The organism is Pseudomonas sp. A-R-19, assembly GCF_019956575.1.
Taxonomy (GTDB): Bacteria; Pseudomonadota; Gammaproteobacteria; order Pseudomonadales; family Pseudomonadaceae; genus Aquipseudomonas.
On record NZ_JAHBDR010000049.1, the window covers coordinates 18,671 to 37,285 of the forward strand.

General features: G+C 60.7%; 18 protein-coding genes and 1 pseudogene. 2 read left to right on the forward strand and 17 right to left on the reverse strand.

The genetic code is table 11. The annotated features are described in order from the left end of the window. Window positions 1–97: 97 nt before the first annotated feature. A pseudogene (locus tag KGA88_RS11920) lies at window positions 98–225 on the forward strand (flagellar biosynthesis protein FlhB); the annotation flags it as partial. A gap of 156 nt (window positions 226–381) precedes the next feature. Here KGA88_RS11920 and KGA88_RS11925 read toward each other — a convergent pair. The 15 genes from KGA88_RS11925 to flhA form a co-directional block, all read right to left on the reverse strand. Beyond that, window positions 382–879: a hypothetical protein gene (locus KGA88_RS11925; protein WP_223591206.1), complete on the reverse strand. Its 498-nt coding sequence runs from the start codon at window positions 877–879 to the stop codon at window positions 382–384. Window positions 880–1,176: 297 nt separating this feature from the next. After that, entirely contained in the window at window positions 1,177–1,569 is a 393-nt protein-coding gene (locus KGA88_RS11930) for a DUF2802 domain-containing protein (RefSeq protein ID WP_110663368.1), read from the reverse strand. Continuing rightward, entirely contained in the window at window positions 1,570–2,055 is a 486-nt protein-coding gene (locus tag KGA88_RS11935) for a chemotaxis protein CheW (RefSeq protein ID WP_007980742.1), read from the reverse strand. Between the two features lie 73 nt (window positions 2,056–2,128). Beyond that, entirely contained in the window at window positions 2,129–3,067 is a 939-nt protein-coding gene (locus KGA88_RS11940) for a CheW domain-containing protein (RefSeq protein ID WP_223591208.1), read from the reverse strand. A 262-nt stretch (window positions 3,068–3,329) separates the two neighbouring features. Further along, on the reverse strand, window positions 3,330–4,118 hold the full coding sequence (locus tag KGA88_RS11945) for a ParA family protein (RefSeq protein WP_223591211.1): 789 nt from the start codon (window positions 4,116–4,118) through the stop codon (window positions 3,330–3,332). A gap of 43 nt (window positions 4,119–4,161) precedes the next feature. After that, complete coding sequence (motD, locus tag KGA88_RS11950; protein ID WP_223591213.1) at window positions 4,162–5,052, reverse strand: flagellar motor protein MotD; 891 nt, start codon at window positions 5,050–5,052, stop codon at window positions 4,162–4,164. A gap of 15 nt (window positions 5,053–5,067) precedes the next feature. Continuing rightward, the gene (locus tag KGA88_RS11955; protein WP_085716992.1) at window positions 5,068–5,808 is read right to left on the reverse strand and encodes a flagellar motor protein; all 741 of its coding nucleotides are present in this window, start codon (window positions 5,806–5,808) and stop codon (window positions 5,068–5,070) included. After that, the gene (locus KGA88_RS11960) at window positions 5,808–6,938 is read right to left on the reverse strand and encodes a chemotaxis response regulator protein-glutamate methylesterase (protein WP_110661499.1); all 1,131 of its coding nucleotides are present in this window, start codon (window positions 6,936–6,938) and stop codon (window positions 5,808–5,810) included. The genes KGA88_RS11955 and KGA88_RS11960 overlap by 1 nt, the downstream gene beginning before the upstream one ends. 48 nt (window positions 6,939–6,986) lie before the next feature. Next, window positions 6,987–9,257 (reverse strand): chemotaxis protein CheA, encoded by a 2,271-nt coding sequence (locus KGA88_RS11965; protein ID WP_223591215.1) that lies wholly within the window; start codon window positions 9,255–9,257, stop codon window positions 6,987–6,989. A gap of 54 nt (window positions 9,258–9,311) precedes the next feature. Then, complete coding sequence (locus KGA88_RS11970; protein ID WP_110661503.1) at window positions 9,312–10,100, reverse strand: protein phosphatase CheZ; 789 nt, start codon at window positions 10,098–10,100, stop codon at window positions 9,312–9,314. A gap of 21 nt (window positions 10,101–10,121) precedes the next feature. Next, window positions 10,122–10,493 (reverse strand): chemotaxis response regulator CheY, encoded by a 372-nt coding sequence (locus tag KGA88_RS11975; protein ID WP_003183998.1) that lies wholly within the window; start codon window positions 10,491–10,493, stop codon window positions 10,122–10,124. Window positions 10,494–10,660: 167 nt separating this feature from the next. Beyond that, a complete protein-coding gene (gene fliA / locus KGA88_RS11980) occupies window positions 10,661–11,401 on the reverse strand; it encodes an RNA polymerase sigma factor FliA (protein WP_007894214.1) in 741 nt (246 codons plus the stop codon). Then, complete coding sequence (gene fleN, locus KGA88_RS11985) at window positions 11,398–12,228, reverse strand: flagellar synthesis regulator FleN (protein WP_007975361.1); 831 nt, start codon at window positions 12,226–12,228, stop codon at window positions 11,398–11,400. Before fleN ends, fliA begins: the two co-directional genes overlap by 4 nt. Before the next feature lie 116 nt (window positions 12,229–12,344). Continuing rightward, window positions 12,345–13,673, reverse strand: coding sequence for a flagellar biosynthesis protein FlhF (flhF, locus tag KGA88_RS11990; protein ID WP_223591218.1), 1,329 nt, complete (start codon window positions 13,671–13,673; stop codon window positions 12,345–12,347). 11 nt (window positions 13,674–13,684) lie between these two features. Further along, a complete protein-coding gene (flhA, locus tag KGA88_RS11995) occupies window positions 13,685–15,814 on the reverse strand; it encodes a flagellar biosynthesis protein FlhA (protein WP_110661507.1) in 2,130 nt (709 codons plus the stop codon). A gap of 222 nt (window positions 15,815–16,036) precedes the next feature. Between flhA and KGA88_RS12000 the strand changes: the two genes are divergently transcribed. Then, window positions 16,037–16,591, forward strand: coding sequence for a cytochrome b (locus KGA88_RS12000; RefSeq protein WP_223591220.1), 555 nt, complete (start codon window positions 16,037–16,039; stop codon window positions 16,589–16,591). A gap of 92 nt (window positions 16,592–16,683) precedes the next feature. Here the strand turns inward: KGA88_RS12000 and flhB are convergent, their stop codons facing one another. Both flhB and fliR read right to left on the reverse strand, forming a co-directional pair. Next, complete coding sequence (flhB, locus tag KGA88_RS12005) at window positions 16,684–17,823, reverse strand: flagellar biosynthesis protein FlhB (RefSeq protein ID WP_223591222.1); 1,140 nt, start codon at window positions 17,821–17,823, stop codon at window positions 16,684–16,686. A 3-nt stretch (window positions 17,824–17,826) separates the two neighbouring features. Then, window positions 17,827–18,612, reverse strand: a complete 786-nt coding sequence (gene fliR, locus KGA88_RS12010) for a flagellar biosynthetic protein FliR (RefSeq protein ID WP_223591224.1) — start codon at window positions 18,610–18,612, stop codon at window positions 17,827–17,829. Window positions 18,613–18,615 lie beyond the last annotated feature (3 nt).

The following is an 18,615-nucleotide window of genomic DNA, read 5'->3' on the forward strand; positions in this document are numbered from 1 at the left end:
GACCACGTAGGTCGTATCCCAGGGGCGACCCTGCCCGAGATCTCGAAGCGCCTGTTCGCGAAAATGGATGTACTGGGATTGCGGACGTGGATGGGGGCTTTATCTCTCGATCGCCGAGATCATTACGTGTGTGTGTCGAAGGTGAAGGGGAAGTTTCCGGCTGGGCAGGATCCGGATGCGTTGATGGTGGAGAAGGATGTTACCGAGCGCGGGGATGATTACTGAGCTTTTGAGGACGCCTTCGCGAGCAAGCCCGCTCCCACATTTGGGCCTTCGCGAACACAAATTTTGTGTGCGACATTGATCCAGTGTGGGAGCGGGCTTGCTCGCGAAGGCAATCTCAAAAAACCGCAAAAACTCAGTTCTTGCGCAACTTGCTCATCAACTCCGGCGCGTGACGTGTTCAAACTTGAAAAAATGCAATAGCTTGAAACTGCGACCGACAATCAGGCCATTGATGAGCCCCGCCCCGAGCGCCGCTCCGGCAACCGTCGACATTTCATTGGCCAGTTCCGGATACATGGCCGCCTGGTAACCTTCGTAATAACGCCAGGCAAAAAAGCCCCAATACACAATCAGTATCTTGATCGTACCGGGTAGAACCAGATATTTCCCTTCGCACTGCAGATTGTTGTACGAGAAAAAACGCTGTGCCAGCAACCACCCCGCGAGTAATCCCGACGCATAGGTTGAAAGCTGGATTGCAATGTCCTGGGAGGGATTGAGCGATGCGAGGGACAGAGCCACGAATATCACCGGGGATATCTGCAATGACCTTTTCGATATGTGGTTCCTGAAACAGGCGATGACACCGTAGTAACTCAGAATAAAAAACACCGCATAAACCCACAGCGGTGTACCACGCAAAATGTCGATCATAAGCCTTCCTGGCACTGTATAGGTTTGAGTGGTTCAAACTACTGATCGCTGGCTGCGAGCTCAAGACGGTGGAGTCTGAGAGTGTTATAGGCTGGAGACTACGAAGGCGTAGTCCCGGTCTGAGGATAGAGAGGAATGCGTCGGATCGCGAGGAAGATTGCTGCGCATTCGAGGACGCCTTCGCGAGCAAGCCCGCTCCCACATTTGGTCCTCTGTGAACACAAATTTTGTGTACGACATTGATCCAGTGTGGGAGCGGGCTTGCTCGCGAAGGCGATTTCAGCCGGATAGCAACACTCAGTTCTTGTGCAACTTGCTCATCAACTCCGCCTCAGCCTGGGTCAAGCCGCAGGACTGGGTCAGTTCGTTGACGCTGGCGCCCATCCCGACCAGTCGCGCCGCCTGGGCGAACGACAGGCTCGAGGGGTCGCGTTGTTCCAGCTGAGCGAGTTTGTCCGGCAATGGCGCAACGATCGCCCGCAATTCATGCAGGTCTTCGCCCATGCGCACGTTGCCGTTCTGGTAGTCGTCGACGCGTTTGCCCAGGTCCTTGATGCGCTGGTCACGCAGCGCATCACCCTTGGCCTGTTGCACGGCGATCTGCTTCTGGGCGCGAATGTACGCCAGGAACATTGCCAGCGTACCTGCCCAAAACAGGAACAGGACAATGACCGCAACCTCGAGAATCAATCAGATACTCTCCAGTTCCGACCATTCTTCTTCGCTCATCATCTTGTCCAACTCGACCAGGATGAGCAATTCGTTGTTCTTGTTGCACACGCCTTGAATGAACTTGGCGGACTCTTCATTACCCACGTTCGGCGCGGTTTCGATTTCCGACTGACGCAGGTAAACCACTTCGGCCACGCTGTCGACCATGATCCCGACCACTTGCTTGTCGGCTTCGATGATGACGATACGGGTGTTGTCGCTGATCTCGGCATTCATCAGGCCGAAGCGCTGGCGGGTGTCGATCACGGTGACGACGTTGCCGCGCAGGTTGATGATGCCCAGCACGTAGCTCGGCGCACCCGGGACCGGGGCGATTTCGGTGTAGCGCAGGACTTCCTGGACGCGCATCACGTTGATGCCGTAGGTCTCGTTGTCCAGCTTGAAGGTGACCCATTGCAGGATCGGATCTTCGGAACCCTTTGCCGCCGTCGCCTTATCATTCATACCCTGACCCCTCAAGAAACCGCCCTAGCGGTGTGTGTTCCGTGCAACGCCATCGAGTGCCGTCGCCTGTTGTTTATTTAACGTTTGTCGGTTTGTGGTTCGGCTTGCTGCCGGACATGTGCTTTGCCCCGCCACTGGCGATCAACTCCGCCAACGAGGCGACGTCGAGCAAGGCGCACATGTGCTCAATCACCGTGCCGGCGAGCCATGGCCGCTGACCTCGATGACTTCTCCATTTGATTTCATTCGGGTCCAGGCGCAACGAGCGGCTGACCTGATGCACCGCCAGCCCCCACTCGTAGCCTTGCACCGAAATCACGTATTGCAGGCCCTGCTTGAAATCGTCGCGGTAGCGATCGGGCATGACCCAACGCGCGGTATCGAGCACCTTGAGGTTGCCGGCCTGGCTCGGCAGGATGCCCAGGAACCATTCGGGTTGGCCGAACAGCGGCGTCAGCTCGTGACCGGCCAGGGAATAGATCGACCCCAGGCACACCAGTGGCACTGCCAGGGTCAAACCGGCGACATCGAACAGCAGGCACTCGAACGGTTCGGCAGCCCAGGATGGACGACCGTCGGACTCCACCGGTGGCGGCGTGTTGCTCGGTGGCAGGTGCACTTCGACGACGGGCGGAACCAGCGTCTGAGGCTCTTCGATAACCGGAGTCTCTAGCGCCACAGGCGCTTCAATGACGGGAGCGCTCAGGGTTTGCAACAGCGGCGCAAGGGTCGATACCGGTGCCATGACGGGCTCCGGCGCTTCGACCACAGCCACCGGCACCTTGGCCACCGGTGCGACTGGCGCAACCACAGGCGCGGTTTTCTGCGCATCCCGGGCCTGTTCTTCGAGCACGGCAGCCTGGAACTCGTCCAGCACGGTTTCGGCGGTGATCTCCTCGGCCACTGCCTCCAGGGGCAGCGTCAACTCTTCAGTCACTTCCTGCAGCAGGCTGTCCAGGTAGGACTGCAACGCCAGTTGCGGGCGCGAGGAGGTCTTCAATGGGCGGTTCATGCGCACGCACCTGTAGGAGCGAGCCTGCTCGCGATGAGCCTGAGCGCGCCATGGGGTGTCAGGTTTCCCGCGTCATCGTTGACGACCATCGCGAGCAGGCTCGCTCCTACAAGGATCGGGGTCATGTCAGGTTTCCCGCGTCATCGTTGACGACCATCGCGAGCAAGCTCGCTCCTACAGGGATCGGGGTCATGTCAGGTTTCCCGCGTCATCGTTGACGACCATCGCGAGCAGGCTCGCTCCTACAGGGATCGGGGTCATGTCAGGCCACCTGCGGAACGAGTTGCGCCGCCAGCAGATGCTTGAGCAACGCACGGTAGGCGAGAACGCCACGGCTCTTGCCGTCGAACTGCGAAGGTGTCAACCCGGCACGGCTGGCATCGCGCAGGCGCGTGTCCACCGGGATGTAGCCTTGCCAGATTTCGTCGGGGAATTTGTCGCGCAGCACACGCAATGTGCTGAGGGACGCCTGGGTGCGCCGGTCAAACAGGGTCGGCACGATGGTGAATGGCAATGCCTGTTTGCGTGAGCGGTTGATCATCGCCAGGGTGTTGACCATGCGCTCGAGGCCCTTGACCGCCAGGTGTTCGGTCTGCACCGGGATCACCAGTTGCTGGCTCGCCGCCAAGGCATTGACCATCAGCACGCCGAGCAATGGCGGGCTGTCGATCACCGCGTAATCGAAGTCCTGCCACAGTTGCGCCAGGCTCTTGGCAATCACCAGGCCCAAACCGCTCTGCCCCGGCGACTGGCGCTCAAGGGTGGCCAGCGCGGTGCTGGAGGGCAACAGGGAGATGCGTTCGTCGCTGGTCGACAGCAGCAGTTGACCCGGCAGGCCTTGGGGCACGTTGCCCTTGTGCAGGAACAGGTCGTAATTGCTGTGTTCCAGGGTGTCGGGGTCGTAACCGAAGTAGCTGGTCATGGAGCCATGAGGGTCGAGATCGACCACGACCACGCGCTTGCCCGCCTCGGCCAGCAACCCGGCTAAAGCGATGGAGGAAGTGGTTTTACCGACACCACCCTTTTGATTGGCGACTGCCCAGACTCTCATTCGGATTGTTCCTCCCGGCCGAACGGATCGTCCGAGAAATAGCTCAACGTGTTAATACGGGTGACGGAGAATTGACGGCGTTCTCTCGTACCGGCGACTTGACCGGGGTCGGTGCAGTTTGTGTGCCAGCACGCTTCAAGGCGGCATCCGGTTGCGCATTAGCGGTTCCGGTGCCGGTCAGGCTGCGGCGCACATCGAGGTTGCGCGACACCACCAGCACCACGCGACGGTTGCGCGCGCGGCCTTCGGCGGTGGCGTTGTTGGCCACTGGCTGAAACTCGCCATAACCGACCGAAGCCAGGCGACCGGGGTTCACCCCCTGCATCGCCAACATGCGCACGATGCTGGCCGAGCGGGCCGAGGACAGCTCCCAGTTGGTCGGGTACTGCGCGGTGCGGATCGGCTGATCGTCAGTGAAACCTTCGACATGAATCGGGTTGTCGAACGGCTTGAGGATCGCCGCGACCTTGTCGATGATGTTGAACGCGATGTCGCTGGGCATGGCATCGCCACTGCCGAACAACAGACTTGAATTGAGCTCGATCTCGACCCACAACTCGTTGCCACGCACGGTCATCTGGTTGGAGCTGATCAGGTCACCGAACGCCGCACTGATGTCGTCGGCGATGCTTTTGAGCGGGTCGTTGGCGCCGGAGACACCGGCATCGACCTGGTCACTGTCCTTGACCAGCGGCTTGGCCGGGGTCACGGTCTTCGGCCGCTCGTCACCAATGGGGATCGGCTTGAGCGAGCGATCGGAGTCGGTAAAGACCCCGACCAGCGCTTCGGAAATGACCTTGTACTTGCCTTCATTGATCGACGAGATCGAGTACATCACCACGAAAAAAGCAAACAGCAAGGTGATGAAGTCGGCATAGGAAACCAGCCAACGTTCATGGTTTACATGTTCATCATGTTGACGACGACGAGCCATAGTCCATTACCCCCATCAATCCATGAAGCCCTGGAGCTTCAACTCAATTGAGCGTGGGTTTTCACCTTCGGCGATCGACAGCAGTCCTTCCAGCAACATTTCGCGATAACGCGACTGGCGCAGCGCGATGGATTTGAGTTTGGCGGCAATCGGCAGCAGCACCAGGTTGGCACTGGCCACGCCGTAGATGGTGGCGACGAAGGCCACGGCGATGCCGTTACCCAGTTGCGACGGATCACCGAGGTTGCCCATCACGTGAATCAGGCCCATCACCGCACCGATGATGCCGATGGTCGGCGCGTAACCGCCCATGCTTTCGAAGACCTTGGCCGCTTCGACATCGCGGCTTTCCTGGGTGTAGAAATCCACTTCCAGAATGCTGCGGATCGCTTCCGGCTCGGCGCCGTCGACCAGCAGTTGCAAGCCTTTGCGCGCGTAGTTGTCGGGCTCGGCGTCGGCGATTCCTTCAAGGCCCAACAGGCCTTCCTTGCGCGCGGTCAGGCTCCAGTTCACTACCCGGTCGATGCCACCGGCGAGGTCAACGCGCGGCGGGAACAGGATCCAGGCAAGGATCTGCATGGCGCGCTTGAAGGCGCTCATCGGCGATTGCAGCAGCGCGGCGCCAATGGTGCCGCCGAGCACGATCAGCGCTGCCGGGCCGTTGGCCAGGGCGCCGAGGTGACCGCCTTCAAGGTAGTTGCCGCCAATGATGGCGACGAAGGCCATGATGATGCCGATCAGGCTTAGAACATCCATCAGATACAAGCCTCGACCAGGTGCTTGCCAATGTCGTCGAGGCTGTACACCGCGTCGGCCAGTTCAGCTTTGACGATGGCCATCGGCATGCCGTAGATCACACAACTGGCTTCGTCCTGTGCCCAGATCGAACTGCCGCCCTGCTTGAGCAGGCGCGCGCCTTCACGACCGTCGGCGCCCATGCCGGTCAGGACGACCGCCAGAACTTTGTCGCCGTAGGTCTTGGCGGCCGAGCCGAACGTGATATCCACGCACGGCTTGTAGTTCAGACGCTCGTCACCCGGGAGGATTTTCACCGCGCCACGGCCGTCGATCATCATCTGCTTGCCACCCGGTGCCAGCAGCGCCAGGCCCGGACGCAGGATGTCGCCATCCTCGGCTTCCTTGACGCTGATGCGGCAGAGCTTGTCCAGGCGTTCGGCGAAGGCCTTGGTGAAGGCCGCCGGCATGTGTTGAACCAGCACGATCGGCGCCGGGAAATTGGCCGGCAACTGAGTCAGGACCCGCTGCAGGGCGACCGGTCCGCCGGTGGAGGTGCCGATGGCAACCAGCTTGTAGTTTTTGCGTTTTGGCGCAGGTGACGACGGGCTGGCCGCATGCGTACGCGCAGGGATCGGTGCCGGAGCCGGACGCACGGGCGCGCTGCTGCCAAAACTGCCCACGCTCGAAGGCGCGGGCATCGGGGCTGGCGCAGCGACAGGTGCTGGAGCGCTGTAGTGACTGACACGACGATTACTGCGCGAGATGCTCAGGATCTTCTCGCACAGCAGTTGCTTGACCTTCTCGGGGTTGCGCGAGATGTCTTCGAAGTTCTTCGGCAGGAAGTCCACCGCGCCGGCATCCAGCGCATCCAGGGTGACCCGGGCGCCTTCGTGGGTCAGCGAGGAGAACATCAGGACCGGGGTCGGGCAGCGTTGCATGATGTGCCGCACGGCGGTGATGCCGTCCATCATCGGCATCTCGTAGTCCATGGTGATCACGTCTGGCTTGAGCGCCAGTGCCTGATCGATCGCCTCTTTGCCGTTGGTCGCCGTGCCGACGACCTGGATATTGGAATCCGCTGAAAGAATTTCCGAGACGCGGCGGCGGAAAAACCCCGAATCGTCCACCACCAGGACCTTGACTGCCATAAACACTCCATTAGATGGAGCGAGGCCAGGCGCCCCGCTCCACCAGAATCAAATACGCCGTGTGGCGTAACGCTTGAGCATGCTCGGAACATCGAGAATCAGCGCGATGCGGCCGTCACCGGTGATGGTGGCGCCGGACATGCCCGGAGTCCCCTGGAGCATTTTGCCCAATGGCTTGATGACCACTTCTTCCTGGCCCACCAGTTGATCGACGACAAAGCCGATCCGCTGCGTGCCCACCGAAAGGATCACCACGTGGCCCTCGCGCTGCTCTTCGTGAGCGGCGGAGCTGACCAGCCAGCGTTTGAGATAGAACAATGGCAGCGCCTTGTCCCGCACGATTACCACTTCCTGGCCGTCCACGACGTTGGTGGTCGACAGGTCGAGGTGGAAGATCTCGTTGACGTTCACCAGCGGGAACGCAAACGCCTGGTTGCCGAGCATGACCATCAGCGTCGGCATGATCGCCAGGGTCAGCGGCACTTTGATGACGATCTTCGAACCCTGGCCCTTGGCCGAGTAGATGTTGATCGAGCCATTGAGCTGGGAAATCTTGGTTTTCACCACGTCCATGCCCACGCCGCGACCCGATACGTCGGAAATCTCGGTCTTGGTCGAGAAACCCGGGGCGAAGATCAGGTTGTAGCATTCGGTATCGCTCAGGCGATCGGCGGCATCCTTGTCCATCACACCGCGTTTTACCGCGATGGAACGCAGGACATTCGGGTCCATGCCTTTGCCGTCGTCGGAGATCGACAGCAGGATGTGATCGCCTTCCTGCTCGGCCGCCAGGATCACCTTACCGCCACGGGCCTTGCCCGAGGCTTCGCGCTCTTCCGGCGACTCGATGCCGTGGTCGACCGCGTTGCGCACCAAGTGGACCAGCGGGTCGGCCAGGGCCTCGACGAGGTTCTTGTCGAGGTCGGTTTCTTCGCCGACCAGTTCCAGGTTGATCTCTTTCTTGAGCTGGCGCGCCAGGTCGCGAACCAGGCGCGGGAAGCGCCCGAAGACTTTCTTGATCGGTTGCATCCGGGTCTTCATGACCGCGGTCTGCAGGTCGGCCGTGACCACGTCGAGGTTCGACACGGCCTTGGACATGGCTTCGTCGCCGCTGTTGAGGCCCAGGCGGACCAGGCGGTTACGCACCAGCACCAATTCGCCGACCATGTTCATGATCTCATCGAGGCGCGCAGTGTCGACGCGTACGGTGGTCTCGGCTTCGCTCGCCGGTTTTTCCGCCGGTGGCGCGGCCGGAGCGCGGGACGATGCCGGTGCAGCAGCCGGGGCGGCAGCGGCTGCCGGGGCTTCGGCTTTTGGCTCCGGGGCCTTGGCGACCGGTTTCGGCGCCGCGGCCTTGGCTGCCGGTGCCGCAACAGTCGCATTCGAACCATTGGCCACAGTCGCGGTGCCGACTTCGCTGAACTTGCCCTTGCCGTGCAGTTCGTCAAGCAGCGCTTCGAACTCGTGATCGGAAATCAGATCGCTGCCGGCCGCCGCGGCGGTAGGTGCTGCAGGTGCAGGCACCGAAGCAATGGCCGATTCCAGCGCCTCGACGGCGAAGTTGCCCTTGCCGTGCAACTGGTCGAGCAGTGCTTCAAATTCGTCGTCAGTAATATCGGAACTGTCGCCCGCCGCTTTCGGTGCTTCTGGCGCAGCCGGAGCCGGCGCAACCGCATCGACGGCGAACTGGCCTTTGCCGTGCAACTGATCGAGCAACGACTCGAACTCGGCATCGGTGATTTCATCGCTGGCAGCGGTATCGCTGACCGGCGCAGACACAGCCGCCGGCGCCTCGGCCTGGGCCTTGACGGCATTCAGCGAGTCCAGCAACTGTTCAAATTCATTATCGGTAATGTCGCCCGAATCGGCTTCAGCCACCGGCGCTTCGACCACGGCGGCAACAGGCGCAGAGGCCACCTCGTCAGCCGACTGCGGCTCGGCCAGACGGGCCAGTGCCGCCAGCAGCTCAGGCGTTGCAGCCGTGATCGGGCCGCGCTCGCGGACTTCGCTGAACATGCCGTTCACCGCGTCCAGCGCTTCGAGAACCACGTCCATCAGTTCCGAATCGACGCGACGCTCACCCTTGCGCAGGATGTCGAACACGTTCTCGGCGATGTGGCAGCACTCCACCAGCTCGTTGAGCTGGAGGAAGCCGGCGCCCCCTTTTACAGTGTGAAAACCGCGAAAAATTGCATTGAGCAGATCCGCATCATCCGGACGGCTTTCCAGCTCGACCAGTTGCTCGGACAGTTGCTCTAGAATCTCGCCGGCCTCAACCAGGAAATCCTGAAGGATCTCTTCATCGGCGCCGAAGCTCATTAAGGGGGTGCTCCTACAGGTCTAAAAACCCAAAAAACCTAAAATGCTAAAACTCTAGAATCCCAGGCTGGATAACAAATCGTCCACATCGTCCTGACCGGACACAACGTCTTCTCTTTTATCGGCATGAATCTGCGGACCTTCACCCTGAGAGAGATGTTTTTGTGGATCTTTTTCAGCAAGCATCGCTTCACGGTCATGTTCGATGCCCGCAAAGCGGTCCACCTGGCTGGCCATGAGCACGAGCTTGAGCAGGTTGCTTTCAACTTCGGTGACCAACTGGGTCACGCGCTTGATCACTTGCCCCGTGAGGTCCTGGTAATCCTGGGCGAGCAGGATGTCGTTGAGGTTGCCCGACACCGCGCGATTGTCCGTGCCGCTGCGTGCCAGGAAGCCGTCGACCCGCCGGGCCAATTCACGGAACTCCTCGGCGCCGACTTCACGACGCATGAAGCGTCCCCAGTCCGTACTCAAGGCCTGGGCCTCATCCGCCAGGCTGTTGACCAGAGGCGTGGCACTTTCCACCAGATCCATGGTGCGATTGGCTGCGGCCTCGGTCAGCTTGACCACATACCCCAGGCGCTCGGCGGCATCGGTGATCTGCGACACTTCTTCGGCTTGCGGCATGTGCGGGTCAATCTGGAAATTGACGATCGCGCTGTGCAGCTCGCGGGTGAGCTTGCCCACCTCCTGATACAGGCCGCGGTCACGGGTCTGGTTGAGCTCATGGATCAATTGCACCGCGTCGCCGAACTTGCCTTTTTCAAGGCTCGCGACCAATTCGACGGCGTGTTTTTTCAGGGTCGACTCGAAATCGCCCAATGAAGATTCGTTATTGCCCATAGCTCCCCCGTGGCGCACTCATCAACCGATGCGTTCGAAAATCTTCTCGATTTTTTCTTTCAACGCCTGGGCCGTGAAGGGTTTGACCACATAGCCGTTAACGCCGGCCTGGGCCGCTTCGATGATCTGCTCACGCTTGGCTTCAGCGGTCACCATCAGCACCGGCAGGTGCTTGAGCTTCTCATCGGCACGCACGTGGCGCAGCAGATCGATACCGGTCATGCCAGGCATGTTCCAGTCCGTTACCAGAAAGTCGATGCTTCCGCTGTTGAGCACCGGAATGGCGGTAGTGCCATCGTCGGCCTCGACGGTGTTGGTGAACCCAAGGTCACGCAGCAGGTTCTTGATGATCCGCCGCATCGTTGAGAAGTCATCAACGATGAGGATTTTCATGTTCTTGTCCAATTCGACCTCCAAGCAGTCTTAAACGCGCCCAGCACCTGGACGCGCCATTTCAATCAATCCGGCAAAGCACTCAATGACTGTATGGAGCACAACAGATCGAGACCGGGGTAGTTCAACACCACACCAGCCTCGTTCGCAGTGTCCCCACACTGCCTTCAGCGCGCTCGCCACTCCCCCAAACGCCCCCGCAAACGGGCCGCGCACTGGCTGTGTAACTGGCTGACCCGCGATTCGCTGACCCCCAGGACCTCACCGATTTCCTTGAGGTTCAACTCTTCGTCGTAGTACAGCGCCAACACCAGTCGCTCACGCTCCGGCAAATTGGCAATCGCATCCGCCAGCGCAGCCTGGAAGCGTTCATCTTCCAGATCGCGTGACGGCTCGAGATGAGCACTCGCGCCATCCTCGTGCAGCCCTTCGTGTTCGCCGTCCTGCAACAGGTCGTCGAAACTGAATAAGCGGCTGCCCAGCGTGTCGTTCAAAATTCCGTAGTAATCGTCGAGACTCAATTGGAGTTCGGCCGCAACTTCGTGATCTTTAGCGTCACGGCCGGTTTTCGCTTCAATCGAGCGAATAGCGTCGCTGACCATGCGCGTATTGCGGTGAACCGAACGAGGCGCCCAGTCCCCCTTGCGCACTTCATCGAGCATGGCGCCGCGGATTCGAATGCCCGCGTACGTCTCGAAACTGGCGCCTTTGCTGGCGTCATATTTGGTAGACACTTCAAGCAGGCCGATCATCCCGGCCTGGATCAGGTCTTCGACCTGGACACTGGCCGGCAAGCGCGCCAGCAAGTGGTAAGCAATGCGTTTAACCAGCGGCGCGTAACGCTCGATCAGCTCGTACTGCGCATCACGAGCTGATTTTTTGTAGAGGTTGTAACCGCTGGCTGTCATAGCACAGGTCCTGCTGTCTGCTGCACGAGACGCTCGACGAAAAACTCCAGGTGCCCGCGCGGGTTGGCCGGCAGCGGCCAGGTATCGACCTTCTGCGCGATGGCCTTGAACGCCAGCGAGCACTTGGAGCGCGGGAACGCCTCGTAGACAGCGCGCTGCTTCTGCACGGCCTTGCGCACGCTTTCGTCGTAAGGCACCGCGCCGACGTATTGTAGGGCGACGTCGAGGAAGCGATCCGTGACCTTGGTCAACTTGGCGAACAGGTTGCGCCCTTCCTGCGGGCTCTGGGCCATGTTGGCCAGGACGCGGAAGCGGTTCATGCCGTAGTCGCGATTGAGCAACTTGATCAAGGCGTAGGCATCGGTAATCGAGGTCGGCTCGTCGCACACCACCAGCAGTACTTCCTGGGCTGCGCGAACGAAGCTGACGACCGACTCACCAATGCCCGCGGCGGTGTCGATCACCAGGACGTCGAGGTTGTCGCCGATATCACTGAAGGCCTGGATCAGGCCAGCGTGTTGCGCAGGGCTCAGATGAACCATGCTTTGTGTGCCGGATGCGGCCGGAACGATACGAATGCCGCCTGGTCCCTGCAGCAGTACATCGCGCAGTTCGCAGCGGCCCTCGATCACGTCGGCCAGGGTACGTTTGGGTGTCAGGCCCAGCAGAACGTCGACGTTCGCCAGTCCCAGGTCGGCGTCCAGCAGCATGACGCGCCGGCCAAGCTCGGCCAAAGCCAGGGACAAGTTCACTGACACGTTAGTTTTCCCGACGCCACCTTTGCCGCCGGTCACCGCGATCACCTGTACGGGATGCATGCTGCCCATGTTATTTCTTTACCTTGTCTTGCATAGACGGAGGCCACATTACTGGCTGCGCGTTCACAAACGGAACAATGCATGGCAGACCATCGATGTAGGTACAAAAACGATTCATTATTACCTCAGCCAACCTGCTTGGTCGGGCTGTGGTAGATGTCAGCGAACATGTCAGCCATGGCTTCCTCGCTGGGTTCTTCCTGCATTTGCACGCTGACGGCGCGACTGACCAACTGATGACGGCGCGGCAGATGAAGATCATCCGGAATCCGCGGACCATCGGTCAGGTACGCCACCGGCAGCTCATGACTGATGGCCAGGCTCAACACCTCGCCCAGGCTTGCCGTTTCATCCAGTTTAGTCAGGATGCAGCCAGCGAGCCCGCAACGCTTGTAACTATGATAAGCGGCGGTTAGAACCTGTTTCTGGCTGGTGGTTGCCAGGACCAGATAATTTTTCGAGCGGATGCCACGACCGGCCAGACTCTCAAGCTGCATGCGCAGGGCCGGATCGCTGGCCTGCAGGCCGGCGGTATCGATCAGCACCACGCGCTTGCGCAGCAATGGCTCCAGCGCCTGCACCAGGGACTGGCCCGGATCGACGTGGGTCACCGACACATTGAGAATGCGCCCCAGGGTCTTGAGCTGCTCCTGGGCACCGATGCGGAAGCTGTCCATGCTCACCAGCGCAATGTTCTGCGCGCCGTACTTGAGCACGTAACGGGCCGCCAGCTTGGCCAGGGTGGTGGTCTTGCCCATGCCGGCAGGACCGACCATGGCGATCACACCGCCCTCTTCCAGTGGCTCGACTTCCGGGGTAACGATCATGCGCGCCAGGTGCGCCAGCAGCATGCGCCAGGCCTGACGGGGCTCCTGGATTTCAGTGGTCAGCGCCAGCAAATCGCGCGACAGCGGGCCAGACAGGCCAATACGTTGCAGGCGACGCCAGAGATTGGCCTGGTCCGGACGGCTGCCTTGCAGCTGATTCCAGGCCAGGGACCCGAGCTGGACTTCCATGAGTTCGCGCAGGCTGTTGAGCTCGAAACGCATCGAGTCGAACGCGCGCGGGTCCACGCCAGCGGATGCCGGTGCAGCGGCCGGTGCGGGACGACGAGGTTCGGCGTACGTTGGTTCGATCAATGGTTCCGCGGCGGTCAACGGCAGGCCTGCGAACAACTGACGGTTGGTGCTGTTGTCGCTCTCGCCCTCGCCACGCAGGCTCAATTCGGCCTGGGCGGTGACGATCCGCGACTGCGTCTTGCGCAGCTCGTCTTCGAGTTCCATGTTCGGAACACGCGGCGCCAGCGCCGACAATTTGTAGTCCAGCGCAGCCGTCAGCTCGACCCCGCCGGCGATCCGGCGGTTGCCGATAATGGCGGCATCAGCGCCCAGCTCATCGCGAACCAGCTTCATGGCCTGACGCATATCGGCGGCGAAAAAACGCTTAACTTGCATAAACCACTACCTCAGCCGTTGGGCCCTACTGTCGCAACGATGGTCACTTGCTTGTTGTCAGGGATTTCCTGATAAGCCAACACGTGCAATCCCGGGACTGCGAGCCGGCCAAATCGCGAGAGCATCGCGCGAACCGGACCGGCCACCAGCAGAATCACCGGTTGACCTTGCATCTCCTGGCGCTGCGCCGCGTCGATCAGCGAGCGCTGCAGCTTCTCAGCCATGCTTGGCTCCAGCAGAACACCCTCTTCCGAGCCTTGCCCTGCCTTCTGCAGACTATTGAGCAATATCTGTTCCAACCTTGGCTCCAGCGTGATAACTGGCAGCTCCGACTCAGTGCCTACAATGCTTTGCACGATTGCGCGGGATACGCCAACCCGCACGGCAGCCACCAACGCGGCGGTATCTTGACTCTTGGCGGCATTGTTGGCGATGGCCTCGGCAATGCTGCGGATGTCACGCACAGGCACTTGTTCGGCCAGCAGCGCTTGCAGGACCTTGAGCAGCTGCGACAGCGAAACCACGCCCGGCACCAGCTCCTCGGCCAGTTTCGGCGAGCTTTTGGCCAGCAATTGCATGAGTTGCTGCACTTCTTCGTGACCGATCAGTTCACTGGAATGCTTGTAGAGTATCTGGTTCAGGTGGGTTGCCACTACTGTACTGGCATCGACCACCGTATAACCGAGGGATTGCGCCTGGGCGCGCTGGCTGATTTCGATCCAGACCGCCTCCAGGCCGAAAGCCGGATCTTTGGCGGTAATGCCGTTGAGCGTGCCGTAGACCTGCCCCGGGTTGATCGCCAGCTCGCGATCCGGGTAAATCTCTGCCTCGGCCAGGATCACCCCCATGAGGGTCAGGCGATAGGCGCTTGGCGCCAGGTCGAGGTTGTCGCGGATATGCACCGTCGGCATCAGGAAGCCCAGATCCTGGGACAGCTTCTTGCGCACCCCCTTGATCCGCGCCAGCAACTGGCCGCCCTGGTTGCGGTCCACCAGCGGAATCAGGCGATATCCCACTTCCAGGCCGATCATGTCGATGGGCGTCACGTCATCCCAGCCAAGCTCCTTGGTTTCCGCGGCGCGGGCCGGCGACGGCAGCAACTCCTGCTGGCGCTTGACCTCTTGCAGGGCCTGCACCTTGGCGACGTTCTGCTTTTTCCAGAACAGGTAGGCGCCACCGGCCGCCAGGGCCGCCATGCTCAGGAACGAGAAGTGCGGCATGCCGGGCACCAGGCCCATGACCGCCATCAAACCGGCTGCTACCGCCAGCGCCTTGGGCGAAGCGAACATCTGCCGATTGATCTGCTTGCCCATGTCTTCCGAACCGGAAGCACGGGTCACCATGATCGCCGCCGCTGTCGATAACAACAGTGATGGCAATTGCGCCACCAAACCGTCACCGATGGTCAGCAGCGCATACACCTTGCCGGCGTCGCCGAAGGTCATGCCGTGCTGGAAGATACCGACCGCCATGCCGCCGATCAGGTTGATGAACAGGATCAGCAGGCCGGCGATGGCATCACCACGGACGAATTTGCTGGCACCGTCCATCGAACCGTAGAACTCGGCTTCCTGAGCGACTTCCATCCGGCGCAGCTTGGCCTGGTTCTGATCGATGAGGCCGGCGTTGAGGTCGGCGTCGATCGCCATTTGCTTGCCGGGCATCGCATCGAGGGTGAAACGCGCGCTCACCTCGGAAATCCGCCCCGCGCCCTTGGTGACCACGACGAAGTTGATGATCATCAAGATCGCGAAGACCACGATACCGACCACGTAGTTACCGCCGATCACCACCTCGCCGAAGGCCTGGATCACCTTGCCGGCGGCCGCGTGGCCGTCCTGGCCGTGGAGCATCACCACTCGCGTGGAGGCCACGTTCAACGCCAGGCGCAACAGCGTCGCCACCAGCAGAATGGTCGGGAACACCGCAAAATCCAGCGGCCGCAAGGCGTAGACGCACACCAGCAGCACGACGATGGACAGGGCAATGTTGAAGGTGAAGAACACGTCGAGCAGGAACGGCGGCACCGGCAGCATCATCATCGCCAGCATGACCAGCAGCAACAGCGGCACGCCCAGATTGCCTCGACTGAGGTCGGCAATGTTGCTGCGGGCACTGTTGATTAACTGAGAGCGATCCACCGGTATTCCCCGTTCCTTTAAAGCAAACTTTTGACGCCTGAAGCAGGCTCGGGGCGGCTACTGCAAGAAGCTTTCCAACTTTTGCGAAGGGGCGAAACAGAGGGCTTTCGCTGGCCGCGACCGCTTGAATTTGCGCCGGCCTAATAGTCGGTTAATGCACCCCCTCCAACATCGCGCGCCACGATGCAAATCGACAAGACCTTGAATAGGAGGAAGGCAACGATGCCGAAGGCAAAAACCACGGAATACACCAACACCGCCAAGTGGCTGCACTGGGGCATGGCACTTGTCTGGATGAGCAGTTGGACGCTGGGGATCCTGGCCACGCACTGGCGAGATGAACTGAACCCCCACCACGAACTCACTTTTTTGCACAAGGCATTGGCTAGCACGCTGCTTTTCATGATTGTCGCGCGAGTTGCCTGGCGCCTGAAGCATCGGCCTCCAGCGCTGCCAGAGCATATGAGCGGACTGATGAAGCAAGGCGCGATGATGGGGCACATCCTGCTTTACGCCATTGCGCTGATTGGCTTGCCTCTTTCAGGCTGGTACTGGAGCTCTGTTGCAGACAAACCGATTCTTGTGGCGGGACTGTTTCTTTTACCGCCTCTGGTTGCCCCTGATCCAGACCTCTACGACCTGGCCAAGTACATTCATACCTGGACATCGTGGTTCTGTGGCGCACTGGTCGGCGGACATCTGCTGGTGGCCATAAAACACCACTTTATCGACAAGGACGACGTCCTCGCCGGAATGCTACTCAAAATCAGGCGCTGAGCTGAAAAGGCCGGCGCAGGCCAGTGCGGCTTGCGCAGAACCCAGTGGGAGCGGGCTTGCCCGCGAAGGAGCCAGCAGCGACAGCGCGAAACTCAGGAATCGCGGCGCAAATCCGGCGGAATCGGCAGGTCATCCTTGAGCGGATCCGGTCGCTTGCCCTTGCCCGCGCGGTACTGACGAATCTGGTAGACGTAAGCCAGCACCTGCGCGACCGCCAGATACAGCCCGCCGGGAATTTCCTGCTCAAGCTCGGTGGAGTAGTAGATCGAGCGTGCCAGCGCCGGAGATTCCAGCAGCAAAATCTCGTTGGCCGCCGCGATCTCGCGGATTTTCAACGCCAGGAAGTCACTACCCTTGGCGATCAGCATCGGCGCCCCGCCTTTGTCCGGGTCGTACTTGAGGGCCACGGCGTAGTGCGTCGGGTTGGTGATGACCACGTCGGCATCGGGAATCGCCGCCATCATCCGCCGCTGCGACATCTCGCGCTGCAACTGACGAATCCGCTGCTTGACCTCCGGACGACCTTCCTGGTCCTTGTGCTCGTCGCGCACTTCCTGCTTGGTCATCTTGAGTTTCTTGATGCTTTCCCAGAGCTGTATCGGCACATCGACGGCGGCGATGATGATCAGCCCGCAAGCCATCCACAGGGTGCTCCAGCCGACCACTTGCAGGCTGTGGATGATCGCCCGGTCCAGCGGTTCGTGGGCGATGCGCAGCAGGTCATCGATGTCCGCCGACAACACCAGCAAGGCCACGAACAACACGATGAAAAACTTCGCCAGAGCCTTGAGCAGTTCGGCCACGGCCTTGGCCGAGAACATGCGCTTGAGGCCTGCACCGGGGTTCATTCGGCTGAATTTCGGGGCCATGGAACCGGCTGCGAACAACCAGCCGCCGAGGGATATCGGACCGATCAAGGCGGCGAGCAACAAGGTGATCATCACCGGCTGAATCGCCAGCAGGGCAATCTGCCCCGAGTGCAGCAGATAGGTGCCCATCGCGCGCTGATCCAGCACCACCTCCCGCGACAGGGAAAAATTCAGGCGCATCAACTCCATCATGTCCTGGGCCAGCGCTCCGCCGAACACCAGCAGGGCACCGGCACCGGCGAGCATGATCGCCAGGGTATTGAGCTCCTTGGAACGGGCGATCTCACCCTTCTCCCGGGCGTCCTTTGTCTTTTTCTCAGTGGGGTCTTCTGTCTTGTCCTGACCGCTTTCGCTCTCAGCCATGTCTCAGCGCGCCTTTGCCAGTTCGCGTAAAAACTGCAGGGCCTCGGTGGCCAGCGGTTGATACTGGTTGAGAATGTCCGCCAGCCCGACCCAGACGATAAACAGGCCGAGCACCAGGGTCAGTGGGAAACCGATGGAAAAGATGTTCAGTTGCGGCGCGGCCCGGGTCATCACGCCAAAGGCGATGTTGACCACCAGCAGCGCGGTGATGGCCGGCAGCACCAGCAACAGTGCCGCACCGAGCACCCAGCCGAGCTTGCCGGCCAGTTCCCAGTAATGATTGACCATCAACCCACTGCCGACCGGCAGCGTGGTGAAGCTTTCGCTGAGCACCTCGAACACCACCAGATGGCCATTCATCGCCAGGAACATCAGCGTCACCAGCATGGTGAAGAACTGCCCGATCACCGCCACCGACACGCCGTTGGTGGGGTCGACCATCGAGGCGAAACCCATGCCCATCTGGATCGCGACGATCTGCCCGGCAACCACGAACGCCTGGAAGAACAACTGCAGCGAGAACCCCAGGATCGCGCCGACCAGGATCTGCTCGGCAATCAGCAACAACCCGCTCAAGTCCAGCGCATTCACCGCCGGCATCGGTGGCAGGCTGGGCGCGATGACTACGGTGATGGCCAGGGCGAAATACAGGCGGATGCGCTTGGGCACCAGGGACGTGCCGAACACCGGCATGACCATCAGCAAGGCGCCGACGCGAAACAACGGCAACATGAACGCCGCCACCCAGGTACTGATCTGGGTATCCGTCAGTTGCAGCAGCGAGGACATGGT